This is a genomic window from Tabrizicola sp., assembly GCF_016792905.1.
GTDB lineage: Bacteria > Pseudomonadota > Alphaproteobacteria > Rhodobacterales > Rhodobacteraceae > Tabrizicola.
Window position 1 is genome coordinate 42,204 of the sequence record NZ_JAEULP010000016.1, and the last position, 18,149, is coordinate 60,352.

General features: G+C 65.7%; 18 protein-coding genes. 12 read left to right on the top strand and 6 right to left on the bottom strand.

The window, feature by feature from the left end; genetic code table 11:
* Window positions 1-95 precede the first annotated feature (95 nt).
* Window positions 96-1,151: a tryptophan--tRNA ligase gene (gene trpS, locus JNL31_RS02170; protein ID WP_294969311.1), complete on the bottom strand. Its 1,056-nt coding sequence runs from the start codon at window positions 1,149-1,151 to the stop codon at window positions 96-98.
* A 78-nt stretch (window positions 1,152-1,229) separates the two neighbouring features.
* On the opposite strand from trpS, the gene JNL31_RS02175 reads away from it, so the two are divergent.
* Window positions 1,230-1,919 (top strand): rhomboid family intramembrane serine protease, encoded by a 690-nt coding sequence (locus JNL31_RS02175; RefSeq protein WP_294969313.1) that lies wholly within the window; start codon window positions 1,230-1,232, stop codon window positions 1,917-1,919.
* Here the strand turns inward: JNL31_RS02175 and murJ are convergent.
* From murJ to JNL31_RS02190, 3 genes are read right to left on the bottom strand one after another with little or no spacing between them, the layout of a single operon-like run.
* Window positions 1,910-3,454 (bottom strand): murein biosynthesis integral membrane protein MurJ, encoded by a 1,545-nt coding sequence (murJ, locus tag JNL31_RS02180; RefSeq protein ID WP_294969315.1) that lies wholly within the window; start codon window positions 3,452-3,454, stop codon window positions 1,910-1,912. The two genes, JNL31_RS02175 and murJ, sit on opposite strands and share 10 nt — an antisense overlap.
* Window positions 3,451-6,192 carry a [protein-PII] uridylyltransferase gene (locus tag JNL31_RS02185; RefSeq protein ID WP_294969432.1) on the bottom strand — a complete coding sequence of 914 codons (2,742 nt, stop codon included), beginning with the start codon at window positions 6,190-6,192 and terminating at the stop codon, window positions 3,451-3,453. Before JNL31_RS02185 ends, murJ begins: the two co-directional genes overlap by 4 nt.
* 44 nt (window positions 6,193-6,236) lie before the next feature.
* The gene (locus JNL31_RS02190; RefSeq protein ID WP_294969317.1) at window positions 6,237-7,409 is read right to left on the bottom strand and encodes a penicillin-binding protein activator; all 1,173 of its coding nucleotides are present in this window, start codon (window positions 7,407-7,409) and stop codon (window positions 6,237-6,239) included.
* A 106-nt stretch (window positions 7,410-7,515) separates the two neighbouring features.
* On the opposite strand from JNL31_RS02190, the gene rsmI reads away from it, so the two are divergent.
* The 3 genes from rsmI to gshB are packed head-to-tail and all read left to right on the top strand — an operon-like array spanning window position 7,516 to window position 9,775.
* Entirely contained in the window at window positions 7,516-8,373 is an 858-nt protein-coding gene (gene rsmI / locus JNL31_RS02195; RefSeq protein ID WP_294969321.1) for a 16S rRNA (cytidine(1402)-2'-O)-methyltransferase, read from the top strand.
* Window positions 8,374-8,422: 49 nt separating this feature from the next.
* On the top strand, window positions 8,423-8,776 hold the full coding sequence (locus tag JNL31_RS02200; protein WP_294969434.1) for a YraN family protein: 354 nt from the start codon (window positions 8,423-8,425) through the stop codon (window positions 8,774-8,776).
* 54 nt (window positions 8,777-8,830) lie between these two features.
* Window positions 8,831-9,775, top strand: a complete 945-nt coding sequence (gene gshB / locus JNL31_RS02205) for a glutathione synthase (protein ID WP_294969324.1) — start codon at window positions 8,831-8,833, stop codon at window positions 9,773-9,775.
* Window positions 9,776-9,874: 99 nt separating this feature from the next.
* Here the strand turns inward: gshB and JNL31_RS02210 are convergent, their stop codons facing one another.
* Window positions 9,875-10,771: a hypothetical protein gene (locus tag JNL31_RS02210; RefSeq protein WP_294969326.1), complete on the bottom strand. Its 897-nt coding sequence runs from the start codon at window positions 10,769-10,771 to the stop codon at window positions 9,875-9,877.
* A 179-nt stretch (window positions 10,772-10,950) separates the two neighbouring features.
* On the opposite strand from JNL31_RS02210, the gene JNL31_RS02215 reads away from it, so the two are divergent.
* The 6 genes from JNL31_RS02215 to pqqE all read left to right on the top strand — a co-directional run bounded on the left by JNL31_RS02215 (window position 10,951) and on the right by pqqE (window position 14,658).
* The gene (locus tag JNL31_RS02215) at window positions 10,951-11,490 is read left to right on the top strand and encodes a sel1 repeat family protein (RefSeq protein WP_294969328.1); all 540 of its coding nucleotides are present in this window, start codon (window positions 10,951-10,953) and stop codon (window positions 11,488-11,490) included.
* Window positions 11,491-11,566: 76 nt separating this feature from the next.
* Window positions 11,567-11,662, top strand: a complete 96-nt coding sequence (gene pqqA / locus JNL31_RS02220) for a pyrroloquinoline quinone precursor peptide PqqA (protein ID WP_294969330.1) — start codon at window positions 11,567-11,569, stop codon at window positions 11,660-11,662.
* 9 nt (window positions 11,663-11,671) lie between these two features.
* A complete protein-coding gene (gene pqqB, locus JNL31_RS02225) occupies window positions 11,672-12,562 on the top strand; it encodes a pyrroloquinoline quinone biosynthesis protein PqqB (protein WP_294969331.1) in 891 nt (296 codons plus the stop codon).
* Between the two features lie 5 nt (window positions 12,563-12,567).
* Entirely contained in the window at window positions 12,568-13,302 is a 735-nt protein-coding gene (pqqC, locus tag JNL31_RS02230; RefSeq protein WP_294969436.1) for a pyrroloquinoline-quinone synthase PqqC, read from the top strand.
* Complete coding sequence (gene pqqD / locus JNL31_RS02235; protein WP_294969333.1) at window positions 13,299-13,562, top strand: pyrroloquinoline quinone biosynthesis peptide chaperone PqqD; 264 nt, start codon at window positions 13,299-13,301, stop codon at window positions 13,560-13,562. The genes pqqC and pqqD overlap by 4 nt, the downstream gene beginning before the upstream one ends.
* On the top strand, window positions 13,555-14,658 hold the full coding sequence (gene pqqE, locus JNL31_RS02240; RefSeq protein ID WP_294969336.1) for a pyrroloquinoline quinone biosynthesis protein PqqE: 1,104 nt from the start codon (window positions 13,555-13,557) through the stop codon (window positions 14,656-14,658). Before pqqD ends, pqqE begins: the two co-directional genes overlap by 8 nt.
* Before the next feature lie 112 nt (window positions 14,659-14,770).
* Here pqqE and JNL31_RS02245 read toward each other — a convergent pair whose 3' ends face one another.
* Window positions 14,771-15,553 carry a CPBP family intramembrane glutamic endopeptidase gene (locus JNL31_RS02245; RefSeq protein WP_294969338.1) on the bottom strand — a complete coding sequence of 261 codons (783 nt, stop codon included), beginning with the start codon at window positions 15,551-15,553 and terminating at the stop codon, window positions 14,771-14,773.
* Between the two features lie 217 nt (window positions 15,554-15,770).
* Between JNL31_RS02245 and JNL31_RS02250 the strand changes: the two genes are divergently transcribed.
* Window positions 15,771-16,178, top strand: a complete 408-nt coding sequence (locus JNL31_RS02250; protein WP_294969341.1) for a c-type cytochrome — start codon at window positions 15,771-15,773, stop codon at window positions 16,176-16,178.
* A 125-nt stretch (window positions 16,179-16,303) separates the two neighbouring features.
* Window positions 16,304-18,067: a PQQ-dependent methanol/ethanol family dehydrogenase gene (locus tag JNL31_RS02255; RefSeq protein WP_294969344.1), complete on the top strand. Its 1,764-nt coding sequence runs from the start codon at window positions 16,304-16,306 to the stop codon at window positions 18,065-18,067.
* Window positions 18,068-18,149: the final 82 nt, after the last annotated feature.

Here is an 18,149-nt window from a genome sequence, read left to right on the forward strand (position 1 = left end):
GCCTTCAGGGGCAGCGGGCCGGACCGGGCGATGGGGACAGATCGCATCTCCGAACACGCTGACCCTACGGCCTGGGTGTATCGGGACCGTGACAGTCAGCCCCGCCGTGAGCGGATCATGCCGGTGATGTCGTAGACCTGCTCCAGGATCGGCCGGGCGATGGCATCGGCGCGGTCGGCCCCGTCGCCAAGGATGCGGTCGATCTCGGCGGGGTCGGCCATCAGGCGATTCATCTCGCTGGTGATCGGCGAGAGTTTCGCCACCGCGAGGTCGGCCAGCGCGGGCTTGAAGGTGCCGAACTGGGCGCCCGCGAAATCGCGGATCACCTGCTCCACCGTGTGCCCGGCAAGGGCCGCGTAGATGTTCACCAGATTGCGCGCCTCGGGGCGGTCCTTCAGCCCCTCGACCGTCTCCGGCAACGGTTCTGGGTCCGTCTTGGCCTTGCGGATCTTGGCGGCGATCATGTCGGCATCGTCGGTCAGGTTGATCCGCGACTGGTCGGACGGGTCGGACTTCGACATCTTCTTGGTGCCGTCGCGCAAGGACATGACGCGGGTAGCCGCGCCTTCGATCAATGGTTCAACCACCGGGAAGAAATCGACCTTGTAGTCGTTGTTGAACTTGATCGCGATGTCGCGGCACAGTTCCAGATGCTGTTTCTGGTCGTCACCGACCGGCACCATCGTCGCGTGATAGACGAGTATGTCGGCAGCCATCAGGCTGGGATAGGCGAAAAGGCCCAGCGAAGCGTTCTCGGCGTTCTTGCCGGCGGTCTTGTCCTTCCATTGCGTCATCCGGCTCATCCAGCCCATGCGGGCGACGCAGTTGAAGATCCAGCCAAGCTCGGCATGGGCCGAGACCTGCGACTGGTTGAAGAGGATGGAACGCTTCGGGTCGATGCCCGCGGCGATGAAGGCGGCGGCGCCTTCGCGGGTCTGGTGGCGCAGTTTCGCGGGTTCCTGCCAGGTGGTGATCGCGTGCATGTCGACCATGCAGTAGATCGTCTCGATCCCCTCGTCCTGCTTTTCGACGAAGCGCTTCAGCGCGCCGAGGTAGTTGCCAAGCGTCAACCCGCCCGAGGGCTGGATGCCCGAGAAGATGCGGGGCTTGAAGGTTTTCGGCGTTTGGACCGCCGAAGCCGGGGAGGACATGGGGACTGGCTCCGTCTGGAAAAAGCTTGCGAACCCGCGTAATCGAAGGGGCAACAGGCGTCAATCAGGCAGGCAGGCATGGACACCGATCACAACGCACCCCCGTTGAACCCTCTTCCCTGGATCGTCTGGGTCCTGGCGCTGCCCCTGATCGCGATGGAGATCGTGCTGTCGCTGGCCGGGGCGGGTGTCGTCGGGGGCGCGCAGGGGGTCGGCTGGCGCATCCAGGCGGTGGAGCGGTTCGGCCTGTTCCCCGAGCTTCTGAAGCACCAGTGGGAAACCGGCGGCTATCCGCTGGAGGAGTTGCCCCGCCTGGTCAGCTATGTGGCCGTGCATGGCAATTTCACCCATGCCCTGTTCGCCATCGTCATGCTGCTGGCCCTTGGAAAGATGGTCGGCGAGGTCTTCCGATGGTGGGGGGTGCTGGTGGTATTTCTTGGATCGGCGGCGGTGGGGGGCGCGGCCTACGGGCTGCTGATCCCCGGGCTGCGGACGCAGCTGATCGGGGCCTATCCCGGGGTCTACGGCTTGATCGGGGCCTTCACCTTCCTGATCTGGACGAAGCTGGCGCTGGTGGGCGCAAACCGGCTGCGGGCTTTCACCCTCATCGGGATGCTTCTGGTCATTCAACTGGTCTTCGGGCTGCTGTTCGGCGGCAACTGGGACTGGGTGGCGGAAGTCACCGGATTTGCGACCGGGTTCCTGCTGTCCTTCGTCGTCAGTCCCGGCGGGTTCCAGCGGGCGGTGGCGCTGATCCGTCACCGCTGACGGCGAAGTGCCTTCAGGTCTGACAGGCGGACGGCCTTCAGGGCGACGGCGGCGAGCGCGTAGCTCGCCATGCCAATTGCGATAAGGAGGCACAGGGCCAGGATGCGGTAAGCCTTGGCATCCAGCATCGGCTGCAACAGGTTCCATCCACCCCAGAGCGCAGCGCCCATGAAGGCCGAGGCGAACACGATCCGCCAGAAGCGAGACAGGAAACGGGCGTCGAAGCGGGCCTCCTCGCCCAGGCTGCGGGCACCCCACCAGAGCTGGCCGACCATCACCCATGCCGAAAGCGTGGTCGCCCAGGCGGCGGCAGAGAACCCGATCCACGGCATCAAGCCGAAGGCGAGCGCGGCGTTCAGGACCATCGACCAGACGGCATATCGGAACGGGCTGCGGGTGTCTTCGCGGGCGTAGAACAGCGGTTGCAGCGCCTTTTGCAGGACGAAAGCGGGCAGGCCAAGGCCGTAGATCGCCAGGGCAAGGGCAGTTGCGGCGGTGTCTTCTGCATCGAACTTGCCGCGTTGATACAGGACTTCGGTGATGGGGAAGGCGATGACCACCAGCGCCACAGCCGCAGGGAGGGTCAGGAGGAGGGCGAATTCGGTGCCGCGGTTGAAGGCCTCGCGCCCGCCCGCGTGGTCCCCGGCCTGCAAGCGGCGGGAAAGCTCGGGAAGAAGGACGGTGCCGACGGCGATGGCGACGACGCCCAGCGGCAGCTGGTACAGCCGGTCGGCATAAACCAGCCAGGAAATCGCCCCCTCGGTGCCCGAGGCGACCTGCCGCGAGACGAGGAGGTTGATCTGGACCACACCTCCGACCAGCAGCGCAGGGCCCATGTTGACCATCAGGCGACGGAAATCGGGGCTCATTCGTGGCCAGCGCAGGCGCGGGATGAACCCGATGCGGCGCGCGGCGTACATGGTCCAGAGGAGTTGCGCGATGCCGGTGACGGGCGTGGTCCAGGCCAAGGTCAGGCCCATGTCCCAGCCCATCCGGCTGGCGAGAAACATGGCGGCGATGAAGACGAGGTTCATCAGGACCGGCACCGCCCCGGCTTCCGCGAAATGGCCATGCGCGTTCAGGATGCCGGAGAGGAGCGCGAAGAGCGAGATGAAGCCGATGTAGCAGAAGGTGATGCGGCCAAAATCGACCGCCATGTCGAAGCGCCCGTCGCCGACAAAGCCCGCCGCCATGGCCCAGACCAGAAGCGGCATGGCCAATGTGCCGATCAGCGAGAAGACGACCAGGAAAGCAGTCATGCCGGAGAAGGCGTTCTGGGCGAAGTCCTCGGCGTCTTCGCCGCCTTCAAGCTTCTTGGCGTAAAGCGGCACAAAGGCCTGGTTGAAGGCCCCCTCGGCGAAGAAGCGGCGGAACATGTTCGGCAGGCTGAAGGCCACGTTGAAGGCATCCGCGACCGGACCCGCACCCAGATAGGCCGCCATCATCAGCTCGCGCACCAGTCCTGCCCCGCGCGAAACCAGGGTCCAGCCGCCAAGGGTCACGATACTGCGGATCATCCCGCGCGAGCTGCTCATGCGATGGCCCTTTCGGCCCCTTCCGCGATGGCCTGGCGCAGCTTCTTCTCCAGCGCTTCCTGCCGGTGCTTCTGGTGCAGCTTCAGGCCGAACATGTCCTTGACGTAAAAGGTGTCCACCACCTGCGCGCCATAGGTCGCGATCACGGCGCTGGCGATGTAGATGTTGTTCACCGCCAGCGTCCGGGTCAGGTCATACAGCAGCCCCGGCCGGTCGCGGGTGTCGACCTCGATGATCGTGTAGATTTCGGACCCTTCGTTGTCGAAGGTGATATGGGTCGGGAAGCGGAACTCGCGTTCGCGCTTCTTGATCTTGTCGCGGTCCTTCAGGGCCTCGCGGGCCACAACCTCGCCCTTCAGGGTCTTGTCGATCATCCCCCGCAGGCGCGGCAGGCGGGCGACTTCATAGGGGTGGCCCTCGATGTCCTGCACCCAGAAGACGGCGGTGGCATAGCCGTCCTTGGACGTGTAGGTCCGCGCGTCCACCACGTTCGCCCCGACCAGCGCAAGCGCCCCGGCAAGGCGGCTGAAGATGCCCGGGTGGTCATGCAGGGCAAAGCAGGCGCGGGTGGCGTCGCGGTCAGGGTCGGGGTGCAGGTCGATGCGGATCTCATCATCGCCAAGGCCCTGCAGAAGCCGGGCGAAGACCTCATGCGTGTCGGTCGACAGGCCCTGCCAATAGGGCGAGTAATGTCGGGTCGTCTCGTGGTCAAGCGCCGCGGTTTCCCAACCCTTCAGACGCTCGCGCAGGGCCTGGGTCGCTTCCTCCTGCCGGTTCTCGCGGTTGAGCGTCTCGAGACCCCCTTCCAGCGCCTCGGCCGTCTGCTTGTAAAGCTGCCGCAGCAGCATGGCCTTCCAGTTGTTCCAGGTCCCCGGTCCCACGCCGCGGATGTCGCAGACCGTCAGCACGGTCAGCAGGTCCAGCCGTTTCCGCGTCTTCACCGCCTTGGCGAAGTCGCGCACTGTCCGCGGGTCGCCGATGTCGCGCTTCTGCGCCATGTCGGACATGAGAAGGTGGTAGCGCACCAGCCATTCCACCGTCTCGCTTTCCTCGGCGTCCAGCCCCAGCCTTGGGCAGACCCGTCGGGCGATTTGCGCGCCAAGGATCGAATGGTCCTCTGGGCGTCCCTTGCCGATGTCATGCAGAAGCAGCGCGACATAAAGGACCTTGCGATTCACCCCACCCTTCAGGATCGAGGAAGACAGTGGCAGGTCCTCGACCAGCTCGCCACGTTCGATCTGGGCCAGGCAGCTGATCGTCTGGATGATGTGCTCGTCGACCGTGTAGTGGTGGTAGACGTTGAACTGCATCATCGCGACGATGGGTTCGAACTCGGGGATGAAGGCGGCCAGGACCCCCAGCTCGTTCATCCGGCGAAGGCTGCGTTCGGGGTTGCCGTGCTTCAGCAGCAGGTCCAGGAAGATGCGCTGCGCCTCCGGGTCCTCGCGCATCTCGTCGTCGATCAGGTCGAGATGCGAGGTCACGATCCGCATGACGTTGGGGTGCAGCAGGTACTTGGTCCGCAAGCCCTCCTCGAACACGCGCAAGAGGTTCAGCTTGTCCTTCAGGAACTCCTGCGGGTCCTTCACGTCGATCCGGCCCTGCACCATCTTGTAGCCGGCCTTCACCCGCTTGGTCAGCTTGAACATGCCGAAGAGGCTTGCCTCGCGCTTGGCGTGGCGGGCTTCCAGTTCGGTCAGGAAGATACGGGTCAACTCACCGACGCGCGTGGCCAGGCGAAAGTAATCCTGCATGAAATGCTCGACCGCACGGCGCCCGCCCGTGTCGCGATAGCCCATGCGCGCCGCCACCTCGACCTGCAGGTCGAAGGTCAGCGTGTCGGTCGGTCGTCCGGTGATGTAGTGCAGATGGCAGCGCACGGCCCAGAGGAAGTCCTCGGCCTGGGCGAAGCTGTCGAATTCCTCGCGCGACAGAAGCCCTGCGCCCACCAGCCCCTCGGACGACGGCACCCGGTGCAGGTACTTTCCGATCCAGTACAGCGTCTGGAGATCGCGCAGGCCGCCCTTGCCCTCCTTGACGTTCGGCTCCAGCACATAGCGCTGGCCACCCTGCCGCTTGTGCCGCGCGGCCCGTTCCGCCAGCTTCGCCTCGATGAATTCCGGGCCAGAGTTCCGGAACAGCTCACCCCAAAGCCTGGTGTCCAGTTCCTCGGCCAAGGGGGCATGGCCGCAGATGAAGCGGTGCTCCAGAAGCGCCGTGCGGATGGTGATGTCCTCGCGCCCGAGACGGATGCAATCCTTCACCGTGCGGCTGGAATGGCCGACCTTCAGCTTCAGGTCCCAGAGCATGTAAAGCATCGTCTCGATGACGCTTTCCGCCCAGGGGGTGATCTTCCAGGGGGTCAGGAACAGCAGGTCGACGTCGGATTGCGGCGCCATCTCGGCCCGGCCGTAACCACCGACGCCCAGCACGGCGATGCGCTCGGCATCGGTGGGGTTGGCCAAGGGGTGCAGGCGCATGGCGGCGGCCAATGTCACCTGCACCAGCACGTCGGTCAGCCCCGCCTGCGCCGAGATCAGTGCGCGGGCCCGGCGGGGGTCCGCACGAAAGGCGGCCTCGAAACCGGCGGTGGCCTCGGACTTGGCGGACTGCAGATCCTGAACCACCAGCGCGCGGGCCGCCTTCGGATCGTCTGCGGCCTGCAGGCGGTCCAGCACCCGGAGGGACAGCTCGCCCGCATCCGGCAAGCAATAGCCGGGGCCGACCACCTGGGGCATCGTCGCAGCCTCGACCGAGTCTTCCACGATCCCCGGACCCGGTCTCAGAACCCGGCGCCGCCAAAGCTGCGGGGCGCTGCGTCGATCACCACGACCTGGTTGGAGCGGATCGTCGCCACCGCCAGGCCACGCTCGTTGGTGCCGTTCGGCAGCAGGCGGAAGATGCCCGAGACGCCCGCGAAGCCGGCCGACTGCGTCAGGTCGCCCTTCGACAGCGGCGCTCCGCCCTTGGCCCGGTTCGCCAGTGCGCCGATGGCAGCGATCCCGTCATAGGCAAGACCCGCGACCGGCACCGGCTGGCTGCCATAGGCGCCTTCATAGCGAGCGCGGAACTGGGCGTGCAGGCCCGGATCAGGCATCGCGAACCAGCCGCCCTGCACTCCCGGCAGCGCCAGCGTGGCGGGCGGGATGTCCCAGCGGGTCAGGCCGATGAACTGGGTGGTCGCCTTGTCGATGCCGTTGTCGACCAGAAGCTGGCTCAGCAGCGGCAGCGCCCCCGCCGTGTCGGCGGTCAGGAACAGCACCGTCGCTCCCGAGGACTTCGCCGTGCTGACGATTCCGCTCGCCGCCTGCACGATGCCGTTCTGCGAGAATTCGTAGGAGGTCACGCCCACGACCGAGCCACCGGCCGAAGCAACGCCGCGCTCGATGGCGGCCTTGCCGACCTCGCCCGCAACGTTGCGGTCATGCACGATCAGCACCTTGGACTTGCCGTTGCGTACCGCGTAATTCGCCAGCCGCCGGGCGGTGTTGTCGAAGGTCTGGCCCAGGACAAAGACGTTGCCGCCCGCGATGGCCGCGTTGTTCGAGAAGGCCAGCACGTTCACCCCGGAATTCGCCACCGCGACCCCTGCGGCATTGGCTTCCTCGGAATAGAACGGCCCGAGGATCACCTGCGCGCCCTCGTCCACCGCCTGCTTGGCCAGCGCCGAAGCCTGAGCGGGGCTGCCGCCGGTCTTGTAGACCCGGAGGTCGATGTTGACCCCGGAGAGATCGTTCATCGCCAGCCGCGCGGCGTTTTCCAGGTTCGCGCCGAACAACTCATCCTGCGACTGCCCCGAGCCCGAGGGGATCAGGAGCGCCACCTGCACCGACCCGCCATTGCCGGGCGGGGCCGTTCCGGGCCCGGTGGCGACACAGGCCGAAAGGACCACGGCACCAAGAACAGAAAGCATCTGGCCCAGCGACTTGCGGGCCCGGTGAATAACGGACAACATGGTGGTTCCTCACTGTTGCAGGGGCACTGCGATTGCGGGCCAAGGTAGTTGGTTCGGAAAGGGAAGTAAACTTGTGAGGCAGGACTCGGATACCCCTGATTCCCCGATGAAACCCGCCCTGCGCGCCATTCCGCCGGGGCTGCACTTCGTCTCGACCCCGATCGGTGCGGCGCGCGACATCACGCTTCGCGCGCTCGACGTTCTGGCCGGGGCCGATGTGCTGGTGGCCGAGGACACCCGCACCCTGCGCCACCTGATGGAGATTCACGGCATCCCGCTGAACGGGCGCCCGCTGATCGCCTACCACGACCATTCGGGCGAGGGGCAGATGCAGCGGCTGGTTGGTCTTCTGGCCGAGGGGAGGAGCCTCGCCTACGCCTCCGAGGCCGGGACGCCGCTGATCTCGGACCCGGGGTTCGAACTGGCCCGCGCTGTGGCAGCAGCAGGCCTGCCGATGTCGGCGGCACCGGGCCCCTGCGCCGCAATCTGCGCCCTGACCTTGTCGGGCCTGCCCTCCGACCGCTTCTTCTTCGCGGGCTTCCCGCCTGCCGCCCAGGGCGCACGGCGCAGTTTCCTGACCGAGCTTGCGGGCGTGCAGGCGACACTGATCTGCTACGAAAGCCCGAAACGCCTTGCCGCGCTCCTGGCAGACATGGCGGTGGCGATGGGTGGCAGTCGGCAGGCCGTGGTTTGCCGGGAATTGACCAAGCGGTTCGAGGAAGTCCTGCGCGGCAGTCTTGACCAGCTGGCGGCCGAGATCGGGGCGCGCGACATCAAGGGCGAGATCGTGGTTCTGGTCGACCGCGCCCCGCCAGCCGAGGCGAGCGAGGCACGCATCGGCGAGGCGTTGGATGCGGCGCTGAAGACCATGTCCGTTAAGGATGCCGCAACTTTCGTGTCGCAAACTCTGGGTGTATCACGCAAGATCGTCTACCGGATCGCACTTGATCGCAGCCAGGGATAGGCCGATGCCCTTTGATTTCGCACCGTCACCGGTTCAGCGCAACCGTAGCTTGCGTGGTTTGGCAAACTATCATGCCGGTCATGCTGCCGAAGCTTCGGTTGCCCGCCATTACGAAGACCGTGGCATCGCGATCTGCGCCCGGAACTGGCGGGGCATCACCGGCGAGATTGACCTGATCGGTCGCTGCGGTGACGAAGTGATCTTCGTCGAAGTCAAGCAAAGCCGCAGCCACGACCTGGCTGCCTCGCATCTTTCGCAGGCACAGATTCGCCGGATCTTCGCGACGGTCGACGAATATGTGGCGAATGAGCCCAAGGGTCTTCTGACCGATGTTCGCATCGATCTGGCGCTGGTCGATGGCCAGGGCCGGATCGAAGTGCTGGAAAACGCCTTCGCGGGCTGAATTGCATCTTCCGGCAGCTTCGGCCATCACTCGTTCCAGGTGAAGGAGAGTACCATGCCGCTGAAGGTAGCCCTGCAGATGGACCCCATTGGGTCGGTCAATATCAACGCCGATTCGACCTTCCGCATCGCGCTCGAGGCGCAGGCGCGCGGGCATCATCTGTTCTTCTACACGCCGGACCGGCTGGCCTTCGTGGAAGGCCGGGTTCTGGCGCGCGGCTGGCCGATCGAGGTCCGGCGCGAGATCGGCAATCACGTCACCTATGGCGAGGAAACCGAAGTCGATCTGGGCGATTTCGATGTCGTCTGGCTGCGCCAGGATCCGCCCTTCGACATGGGGTACATCACCACGACGCATCTCCTGGAAATGCTCCACCCGAAAACCCTCGTGGTGAACGATCCGTTCTGGGTACGGAACAGCCCGGAAAAGCTCCTCGTCCTGCGCTTCCCGACGCTGACCCCCCCCACCGCCATCGCCCGCGACCTGGCGACGATCCGCGCCTTCAAGGCCCGGCACGGCGACATCATCCTGAAGCCGCTCTACGGCAACGGCGGTGCGGGCGTCTTCCGGCTGGACCCGAATGACCGCAACCTGTCATCCCTGCACGAGCTGTTCATGGGCATCAATCGCGAGCCACTGATCGTGCAGAAGTTCCTGCCTGCGGTCGCGAAGGGCGACAAGCGGGTGATCCTGGTCGACGGCGAGGCGGTCGGCGCGATCAACCGGGTGCCGCAGGCGGGCGAGACCCGGTCGAACATGCATGTCGGCGGGCGGCCCGAGAAGATCGGCCTCAGCGAGCGCGACCTGGAGATCTGCCGCACCATCGGCCCCACCTTGCGCGAAAAAGGCCAGATCTTCGTCGGCATCGACGTCATCGGCGACTGGCTGACCGAAATCAACGTGACATCGCCCACCGGCATTCAGGAGCTTGAGCGTTTCGACGGCACCAATGCCGCAAGGCGCATCTGGGAAGTGATCGAGGCGAAGCGGCGCGCCTAGGTCTGCCCCGCCCCGGCAGGAGACGTGGCGCAGGCTCTGGCTTCCGCGCGCGCGCCCGACGTTCGACAAGAACGGGAGTCCGCCCATGCCGGAATGGCTCTAGCCAAGCTTGCTGTCGGGGTAGGCCCGCACCACATCCCAGACCAGCGCTTTCATCCACTCCTGCTGCTCGGCCGACGGCCAGCCAGGGTCTCCCCTGAGCGGAGGGATGATGCGTGGGTCGCGACCGTAGATCACTGCAAAATGTGCAAGGGAAATCAGGAACGCGCCCTTGGGGTTGACATGGATGTCGTCCTCGAAAATGTCGGTGATCGCCTTCAGCCCGGGTGCGGTCCCTGCGGCGATCTCGTCGTAGACCCTGGCCATGATCTTTGGCCCCGGGATCATCTGAACGAAGGGGCAGCCGGCCGGTCGGTTGGCGTTCACATGGTCGGCGATCTCCTGCCAGTGGACCATCTCGACGTCCAGCCTCTCGCGGAAGGGAAGCAGGCCTTCGGGCGTATCGTTGCCCTCGATCTGTCGGTCAGGACCGCTGTCCAGCGTGATCCAGGAAGCATAGAGTACCGTCTGGGCGCCCTTGCCGTGATTGCCGTTCTCCCATGCATGCGTCACCCAGGTCAGCGCCATGCCGAGCGAGTCATGCCACTGGATCGTCAACAGAACGGTGACGCGCTCGGTCAGAACCAGCAGATCGTAGTTCGCAATGTCGCGACGGGCATCGATTTCAAGGTTCATGGAGTTGTTCCAGCGAATCTCCATCGGACTGCCTGGAATAGTGGACCGGTCGATCGCCATCCCACCCGATGCGGCCCCCCCCGCAGCCTGAACCATTGCGGTCAGCGGCCCCGGAATCGGGTCGGTCAGGCTGTGGCCGGACATCACCACACGCAGGTCGAACGGGCGTTCGCGCCCTGCGTCGGCAAAGCTTGCGCTACCCAGTGCAGGAAGGGCCGCGATTCCGGCAAGGACACTGCGGCGATCAGGAAAACGGGACATGGAATGGCCTTTCGAGACGATGCAATGTGGCGGGAAGCTTAGCCGCAGCATAGCGGCGGGGGAAGTCGGCTCCTCGGACTGAAGGCACCCACATGGGAAAATGGTCGTGTACGACCATGGCGGATTTGGTCGCGGCCACCACCTCACCTACACTCCATCCAAAGCAAAGCGAGAGCCCGATGCGAGCGATCCTTTTTCTGTCATTGTCCGTCCTGCCAGCCCTCGCCGAACCGGTGGAAGAGGTGGGAACCCTCAACCCCGAAGAGATGACCATCGCCCGCATCCTGGACGATGTCGGCCGGGGTGAAACCAGCATGATGAATTGTGCGGCCGGCTACGGGATGACCAAGAAAGGCGACCACGACCGCGCGCGCGTTGTCTTCGAAGCCTGCGCCGCCGATGGCTGGGTCGGGGCGATGACCTGGATGGCCCAGCTGGATGACAACGGCCTTGGCACCCCGGACGAGAATCCGGAACGCGCCGCCGGTTGGGACCGGACTGCGGCAGAAGCGGGCGATCCGGTGGGAATGTTCAACTACGGGCTCGACTTGATGCGGGGTCGTGGCGTGAAAGCGGACGAAACCGCGGGCCGCGCCCTTGTGGACCGGGCCGCTGCCGCGGGTCTTCCGGTGGCCCGGCGCCTGCAGGCGGCGAGCTATGATCTCGACGAGGTCACGCCCGATGCCGACAACTGGAAATACGAGAAGCGGCTCTACTGACCCCCCTCCGAAGGTCGCATAGGCCGGGGGAAGGATTCGTGGCTTACTGATGGCATCTGATGGAGGAGGAACCCCGATGCGCTGGACGAAACCGAAGGCCGTGGAAGTGCGCTGCGGCATGGAAATCAACATGTACGGCCCCGCCGAGGATGACGGGCGCACGGTCATCTGACCTGACGCCATGATCCTGACGGTACTTGGCGCCGCTGCGGGCGGCGGGGTGCCGCAATGGAACTGCGCCTGCCGGAATTGCTCCCTGGCCCGGGCTGGCCTACTGCCACGGATGACGCAATCGTCCGTGGCCGTTTCATTGGATGGCACCGAATGGGTGGTGCTGAACGCCTCGCCCGACATCCGCGCCCAGCTTGCGGCCAGTCCGCGGTTTGCGCCATCGGTATTGCGCGGCAGCCCGGTCAAGGCGGTGGTGGTGACGAATGCCGATGTCGATCATATCGCCGGGCTGTTGTCGCTGCGCGAGGGAACGAACTTCGACCTCTGGGCGAGTGTCGAAACCCATGCCGTCCTTTCCGCCGATGCGGTGTTCGGAGTGATGGCCGAGGGCACGGTCATCCGGCGGGAAGTGGCTCTGGACATCGGATTCGGGCCATTGCCAGGGCTGGTGGTCACGCCTTTTGCCGTGCCGGGAAAGGTGGCGTTGTTTCTGGAGGAGACAATGGGTACGGGGCACCGGATGGGTGGACAGACAGTCGGGCTGGAGATCAGCGGCAACGGCAGGCGGGCCTTCTACATCCCGGGTAGCGCAGACGTGCCGGACTGGCTGTTGACCCGCGTCGAGGGGGCAGACCTGCTGTTTTTCGATGGCACGGTGTTTGACGATGACGAAATGGTACGCGAAGGCGTGGGAACCAAGACCGGCAGCCGCATGGGTCATGTCGCAATCGGCGGGCCGGGGGGCACGCTGGAACGATTTTCGGGCAGCCGGATCGGCCGCAAGATTCTGATCCACATCAACAATACCAATCCGATCCTTCGCCCCGACAGCCCCGAACGGGAAGCCGTCCTGGCGGCGGGCTGGGACGTGGCACAGGACGGGATGGAGGTAAGCCTATGACCAAGATGACGAAACCGATGGGCGCCTTCGAGGCGCGGCTGCGCCAGATCGGCGACGACCGCTATCACGACAAGCACCCGTTCCACCGGTTGCTGCATGGGGGCGGCGCGACAGTGGACCAGGTCCGCGCCTGGGTGGTGAACCGCTGGTACTACCAGTCCCGAATCCCGATGAAGGACGCGGCTTTCATGAGCCGGGTCGAGGACCCCGACCTCCGCCGCGCCTGGCGGTCCAGGATCGAGGACCATGACGGGGCCGAGGGCCGCGACGGTGGCATCCGGCGCTGGCTGAAGCTGGCGGACGCGGTGGGGCTGGACCCGGACTACGTCGCCTCGGGAGTTGGGGTGATGCCCGCGACGCGCTTCGCGGTGGACGCCTATGTGACCTACGTCCGCGAGCGGACGCTGTTGCAGGCGGTGGCCTCGTCCCTGACCGAGCTGTTCGCCCCGAAGATCCATGCCGAGCGGATTGCGGGGCTTCTGGAACACTACGATTTCGCCACACCCGAAACGATGGCCTATTTCCGCCACCGGCTGACCGAGGCGCCGAAGGACGTGGCATTCGGGCTGCAATGGGTGATCGACCATGCCGCAACGCCCGCCGATCAGGATGCGGCGGCGGCGGCTTTGACCTTCAAGACCGAGGTTCTCTGGGCGCAGCTTGACGCGCTTTGGCATGGTTATGTCCAGCCGGGGAACATCCCGCCGGGGGCCTGGCGGCCGGGCGAGGGGTTGAAGTGACCCCCGCGCTTCCCCCCGGCGTGCGCCTGCACTGGGATGCGGTGCGGGCGTGCCATGTGCTGCTCGCCCCCGAGCGGGCACTGATGCTGGACGAGATCGGCCATGCGATCCTCGCCCGTGTCGACGGGGTGATCGGGGTCGACACGCTGGTCGCGGGTCTTGCTGTCGATTTCGACGCTCCCGTTGCCGAGATCGGATCGGACGTGACCGAGTTCCTTGAGGGTCTCGCCCGGGAAAGGCTGGTGGACCTCCATGCCTGACGGCACCCGCATCATTCCGCCGCCGATCGCGATGCTGGCCGAGCTGACGCATCGCTGTCCGCTGTCCTGCCCCTATTGTTCCAATCCCCTCGACCTGGCGCAGCGCGAGTCAGAGCTGTCGGCGGAGGAGTGGTCCGAGATTTTCCGGCAGGCGGCGGCGTTGGGGGTGTTGCAGGTGCATCTGTCCGGGGGCGAACCGGCGTCGCGGCGGGACCTGGAGGTGATCGTGGCGGCTGCGCGGGGAGCCGGGCTTTACGCGAACCTGATCACCTCGGGCATCGGGCTGACGGCGGATCGGATTGCGGCGCTGGTGACGGCGGGGGTGGATCATGTCCAGTTGTCGGTGCAGGGGACAACGCCCGCTACGGCGGACCGGGTGGGGGGGTACAGGGGCGGCTTCGCCCGGAAGATGGCGGCGGCCGAGGCCCTCGCGGCGGCGGGGGTCGCACTGACCCTGAACGCGGTGATGCACCGGCACAATCTGGGGGAGTTGCCGGAGGTGTTCGATCTGGCCGAGAGGCTGGGAGCGCGGCGGGTGGAGGTGGCCTGCGTCCAGTTCCAGGGCTGGGCGCTGGAGAACCGGGCGGTGTTGCAGCCGACGCGGGAGCAGGTCGAGGAGGCGAAGCGGCTGGTGGCCGAAGCCCGCGCGCAGCGGCGGGGGCGGCTGGTGATCGACTTCGTCCCGCCAGACTACTACGCGGACCTGCCCAAGGCCTGCATGGGGGGCTGGGGGTCGACCGGCCTCAACATCGCGCCGGACGGGTCGGTGCTGCCCTGCCACGCGGCGCAGACGATTCCGGGGATGAGGTTTGCCAACGTGAAGGACACCCCGCTGGAGGAGATCTGGTATCGCGGGCCAGCCTTCGCGGCGTTCCGGGGGACGGACTGGATGCCGGAGCCCTGCCGGTCCTGCGATCGGCGGGAGGTGGATTTCGGCGGCTGCCGCTGCCAGGCGCTGGCCGTCCTTGGCGACGCCTCGGCCCCCGATCCGGTCTGCCGACGGACGCCGGGGCGGGCGCGACTCGACCTGCTTCTCGCGGCCGAGGGGAATGGCCCGGGACTGGAAGCGGCGCGGTGGCGGCGGATCGGGGGGTGATGTGTCCACAGTGGACAGATTTTGAAAACCGAATAAAAACAATCAGTTGAGTTTTTTCATTCAGGGATTCTTAACCTCTGCGACTGGGTCGACCTGATGCGGGCAGTGCCCATCAGGCCGGGGCATTCCGCACCTTGCGCAAGAGGAAAAGCGCGTAGAACAAGTTCGGCATGACGATGGTCAGCGGCACGAGATAGGCTTCCAGCGGCAGGGGGCCTTCGGGCAAGGGCTGCTGCGCTGCCTCGTAAGTCACGAGCAGAAGGCCGAAGTTCCAGAACATGTGGAACACGATCGGGGGCCAGAGCGAGCCGGTGCGCAGGAGAAGCGCGCCGAGAAGGAGGCCGGTCATCGTCGCGGCAACCGCCTGACCGGTGGCTTGCCCCAGATCGCCCATGGCGAAGACGTTCAGCACATGCACGGCGCCGAACAGAAATGCAGTGAGCAGGATCGCGGGCCACAGTCGCAGGTGGGCAGACAGCGCCCGGAAGACGATGCCCCGGAACATCCATTCCTCGGACAAGGCGACGAGGGCCGTGTTGATCGCCAGATACCCGATGGCTCGGTCGGGCGGCAGGCCGATGGCGCAGGCCAGCGCGAAGATCGGCAGGAGCGTCAGGATCGGGAACCACATCAGCCGCAAGGCCACCCTGCCGTCCGGCCGATTGAAGCCAAGGTCGGTCCAGCGGAAGAACCGCGTGAGACACGCGAGCACCGCCAGACCCAGAACCACGTTCCAGGCGATGCCGGTCGACAGCCCGGCGATCAGTTCAGCCATGGAGGACGGGCGTTCGCGGCGCAGCGCGGCACCGACCAGGATACCTGCCACGAGCCAGATCACGAGGGACAGGCCGCCCTGGCGCAGGCGCTTGTGCGAAGGGGTGACGGAGGTATCCATGCTGTCGCGGTCTGCCCGATGTTCTTCCGAATTGTCGCCCGGATGGCCCCGGTCCTTCCCGCGCCAAGTCCCGCTTGCCCCGGCCACGCACTGGACTACGACCATATGACCCGGTTTTCTACGACCATAAGGCCCCGTTCGCTTGACGCATGTCAAACCTCTTCCGGGCCAGCGAGGCGCAATTTGGCGGCGTTTTCAATCGCCAAGGAGAACCCTCATGCATCGCATCGCCAACCGCTCTGTCATTCTGGCCCTGTCGCTTCTGACCCTGACCGCACTGCAGACACTTGCCGACGACGCCGGCTCCTTCGACCAGATCAAGGTCGGGGCCGGCAAGGCGCTGTTCGAGGCGGAGTGCCGCCGCTGTCACGCCACCGATGCCAGTGACCCGAGTTACGGGCCGCTGCTGGAGGGTGTGGTCGGCCGCGAGGCTGGCACGTTCGCGGGCTATCCCTATTCCGAGGCGCTCAAGGCAGCCGGGTTCGTCTGGACCGAAGGTGCGCTCAAGGCCTGGATGGAGGACAATGACGGCTTCGTTCCCGGCACCAAGATGCGCCATGTCGGGATCGAGGATGCGACCGTGCAGGACTTCATCCTGGCCTACCTCCAGTCGATCTCGGGGTGAGGCGGGGCTTACGACCATTGGCCAATACCCGCCCGGCCGGATCGGTCGCAAAGTGACTATGGACAGGTGCCCGGGGGAGGGACCGGCGCGCCGTCCTGTCGCGAAAACCCGAGGGAGGGATCCTGATGAACCGTTTTGTCGCTGCCGTTTCGGCGGCCCTGATGCTTGCTGCCCCGGCTTACGCGGGGATCACCGAAGAAGACCTGGCGGGGGACAGCGCCTCGACCGGGGACGTCCTGACCAACGGGATGGGGCGCGACCTGCAACGGTTCAGCCCGCTGACGCTGATCAACAAGGACAACGTCGGAAAGATGGTTCCGGTCTGGGCCTTTTCGCTGGGCGGTGAGAAGCAGCGCGGGCAGGAAACGCAGCCCCTGGTGCATGACGGGATCATGTACATCACCGGGTCGTACAGCCGGTTGTACGCCATCGACGTCCATACCGGGAAGGAGGTCTGGCAGTTCGACGCCCGCCTGCCCGAGGGGATCCTTCCCTGCTGCGACGTGATCAACCGGGGCGCGGCGATCTATGGCGACAACATCTATTTCGGCACGCTGGATGCCCGGATCGTCGCGCTGAACCTGAAGACCGGCGACGTTGTCTGGAACAAGAAGATCGCGGAGTACAAGGAAGGCTACAGCTATACCGCGGCGCCGCTGATCGTGAACGGCCTTGTCATCACCGGCAATTCGGGTGGCGAGTTCGGCATCGTCGGCGAAGTGCAGGCGCGGAACGCCGAGACGGGCGAGCTGGTCTGGACCCGGCCGACCATCGAAGGCCACATGGGCACCTTGAACGGCAAGGAATCGACGATGACCGGGACGCTGAATGCGTCCTGGCCCGGCGATCTGTGGAAAACCGGCGGCGGGGCGACCTGGCTGGGCGGGTCCTATGACATCGAGACCAACACGATCGTCTTCGGCGCGGGCAACCCGGCGCCCTGGAACAGCTGGCTGCGCAACGCGGGCGACAAGAACGACGGGACCGGTGACAACCTCTATGCCGCCTCGCGCCTGGGGCTGGACCCGGCGACCGGCGAGATCAAGTGGCACTACCAGACGACCCCCCGCGAAGGCTGGGACTATGACGGGGTGAACGAGGTCGTCGCCTTCACCGACAAGGACGGGAACAAGAAGTTCGGCACCGCCGACCGCAACGGGTTCTTCTACGTCCTGAACCGCGAGGACGGGAAGTTCCTGAACGCCTGGCCCTTCGTGAAGGACATCACCTGGGCCAAGGGCATCGATGAGAACGGTCGCCCGATCTACAACGAGGAGAACCGTCCGGGGAACCCCGCCGGTGCGGCGGATGGCGCGAAGGGCGAGGTGGTCTTTGCCTCGCCGTCCTTCCTGGGCGGCAAGAACTGGATGCCGATGGCCTACAGCCAGCACACCGGACTTTTCTATGTGCCCTCGAACGAATGGGGCATGGACATCTGGAACGAGCCGATCACCTACAAGAAGGGCGCGGCCTATCTGGGCGCGGGCTTCACCATCAAGCCGAACTACGAGGACCATATCGGCAGCCTCAAGGCGATCGACCCGGCAACGGGCGAGTGGAAGTGGGAATACAAGAACGAGGCCCCGCTTTGGGGGGGCGTGATGACCACGGCGGGGGGACTGGTGTTCTTTGGCACGCCCGAGGGCGAGTTCAAGGCGCTGGATGACGAGACGGGGAAGGAGCTGTTCAGCTTCCAGACCGGGTCGGGGATCGTGGGCCAGCCCGTCACCTGGGACGAGAACGGCGAGCAGTATGTCGCGGTGGTGTCGGGCTGGGGCGGGGCAGTCCCGCTCTGGGGTGGCGAGGTTGCGAACAAGGTCAACTACCTGAATCAGGGCGGCATGGTCTGGGTGTTCAAGCTGCCGAAGGAACTGGCGATGGCGAACTGACCCCCTCTGGTCAGGCCATCCGTCAAGGCCGCGCGCGTCCGGGGAAACCCGGGCGCGCGTGTGCTTTTGCCCATAGGACTTT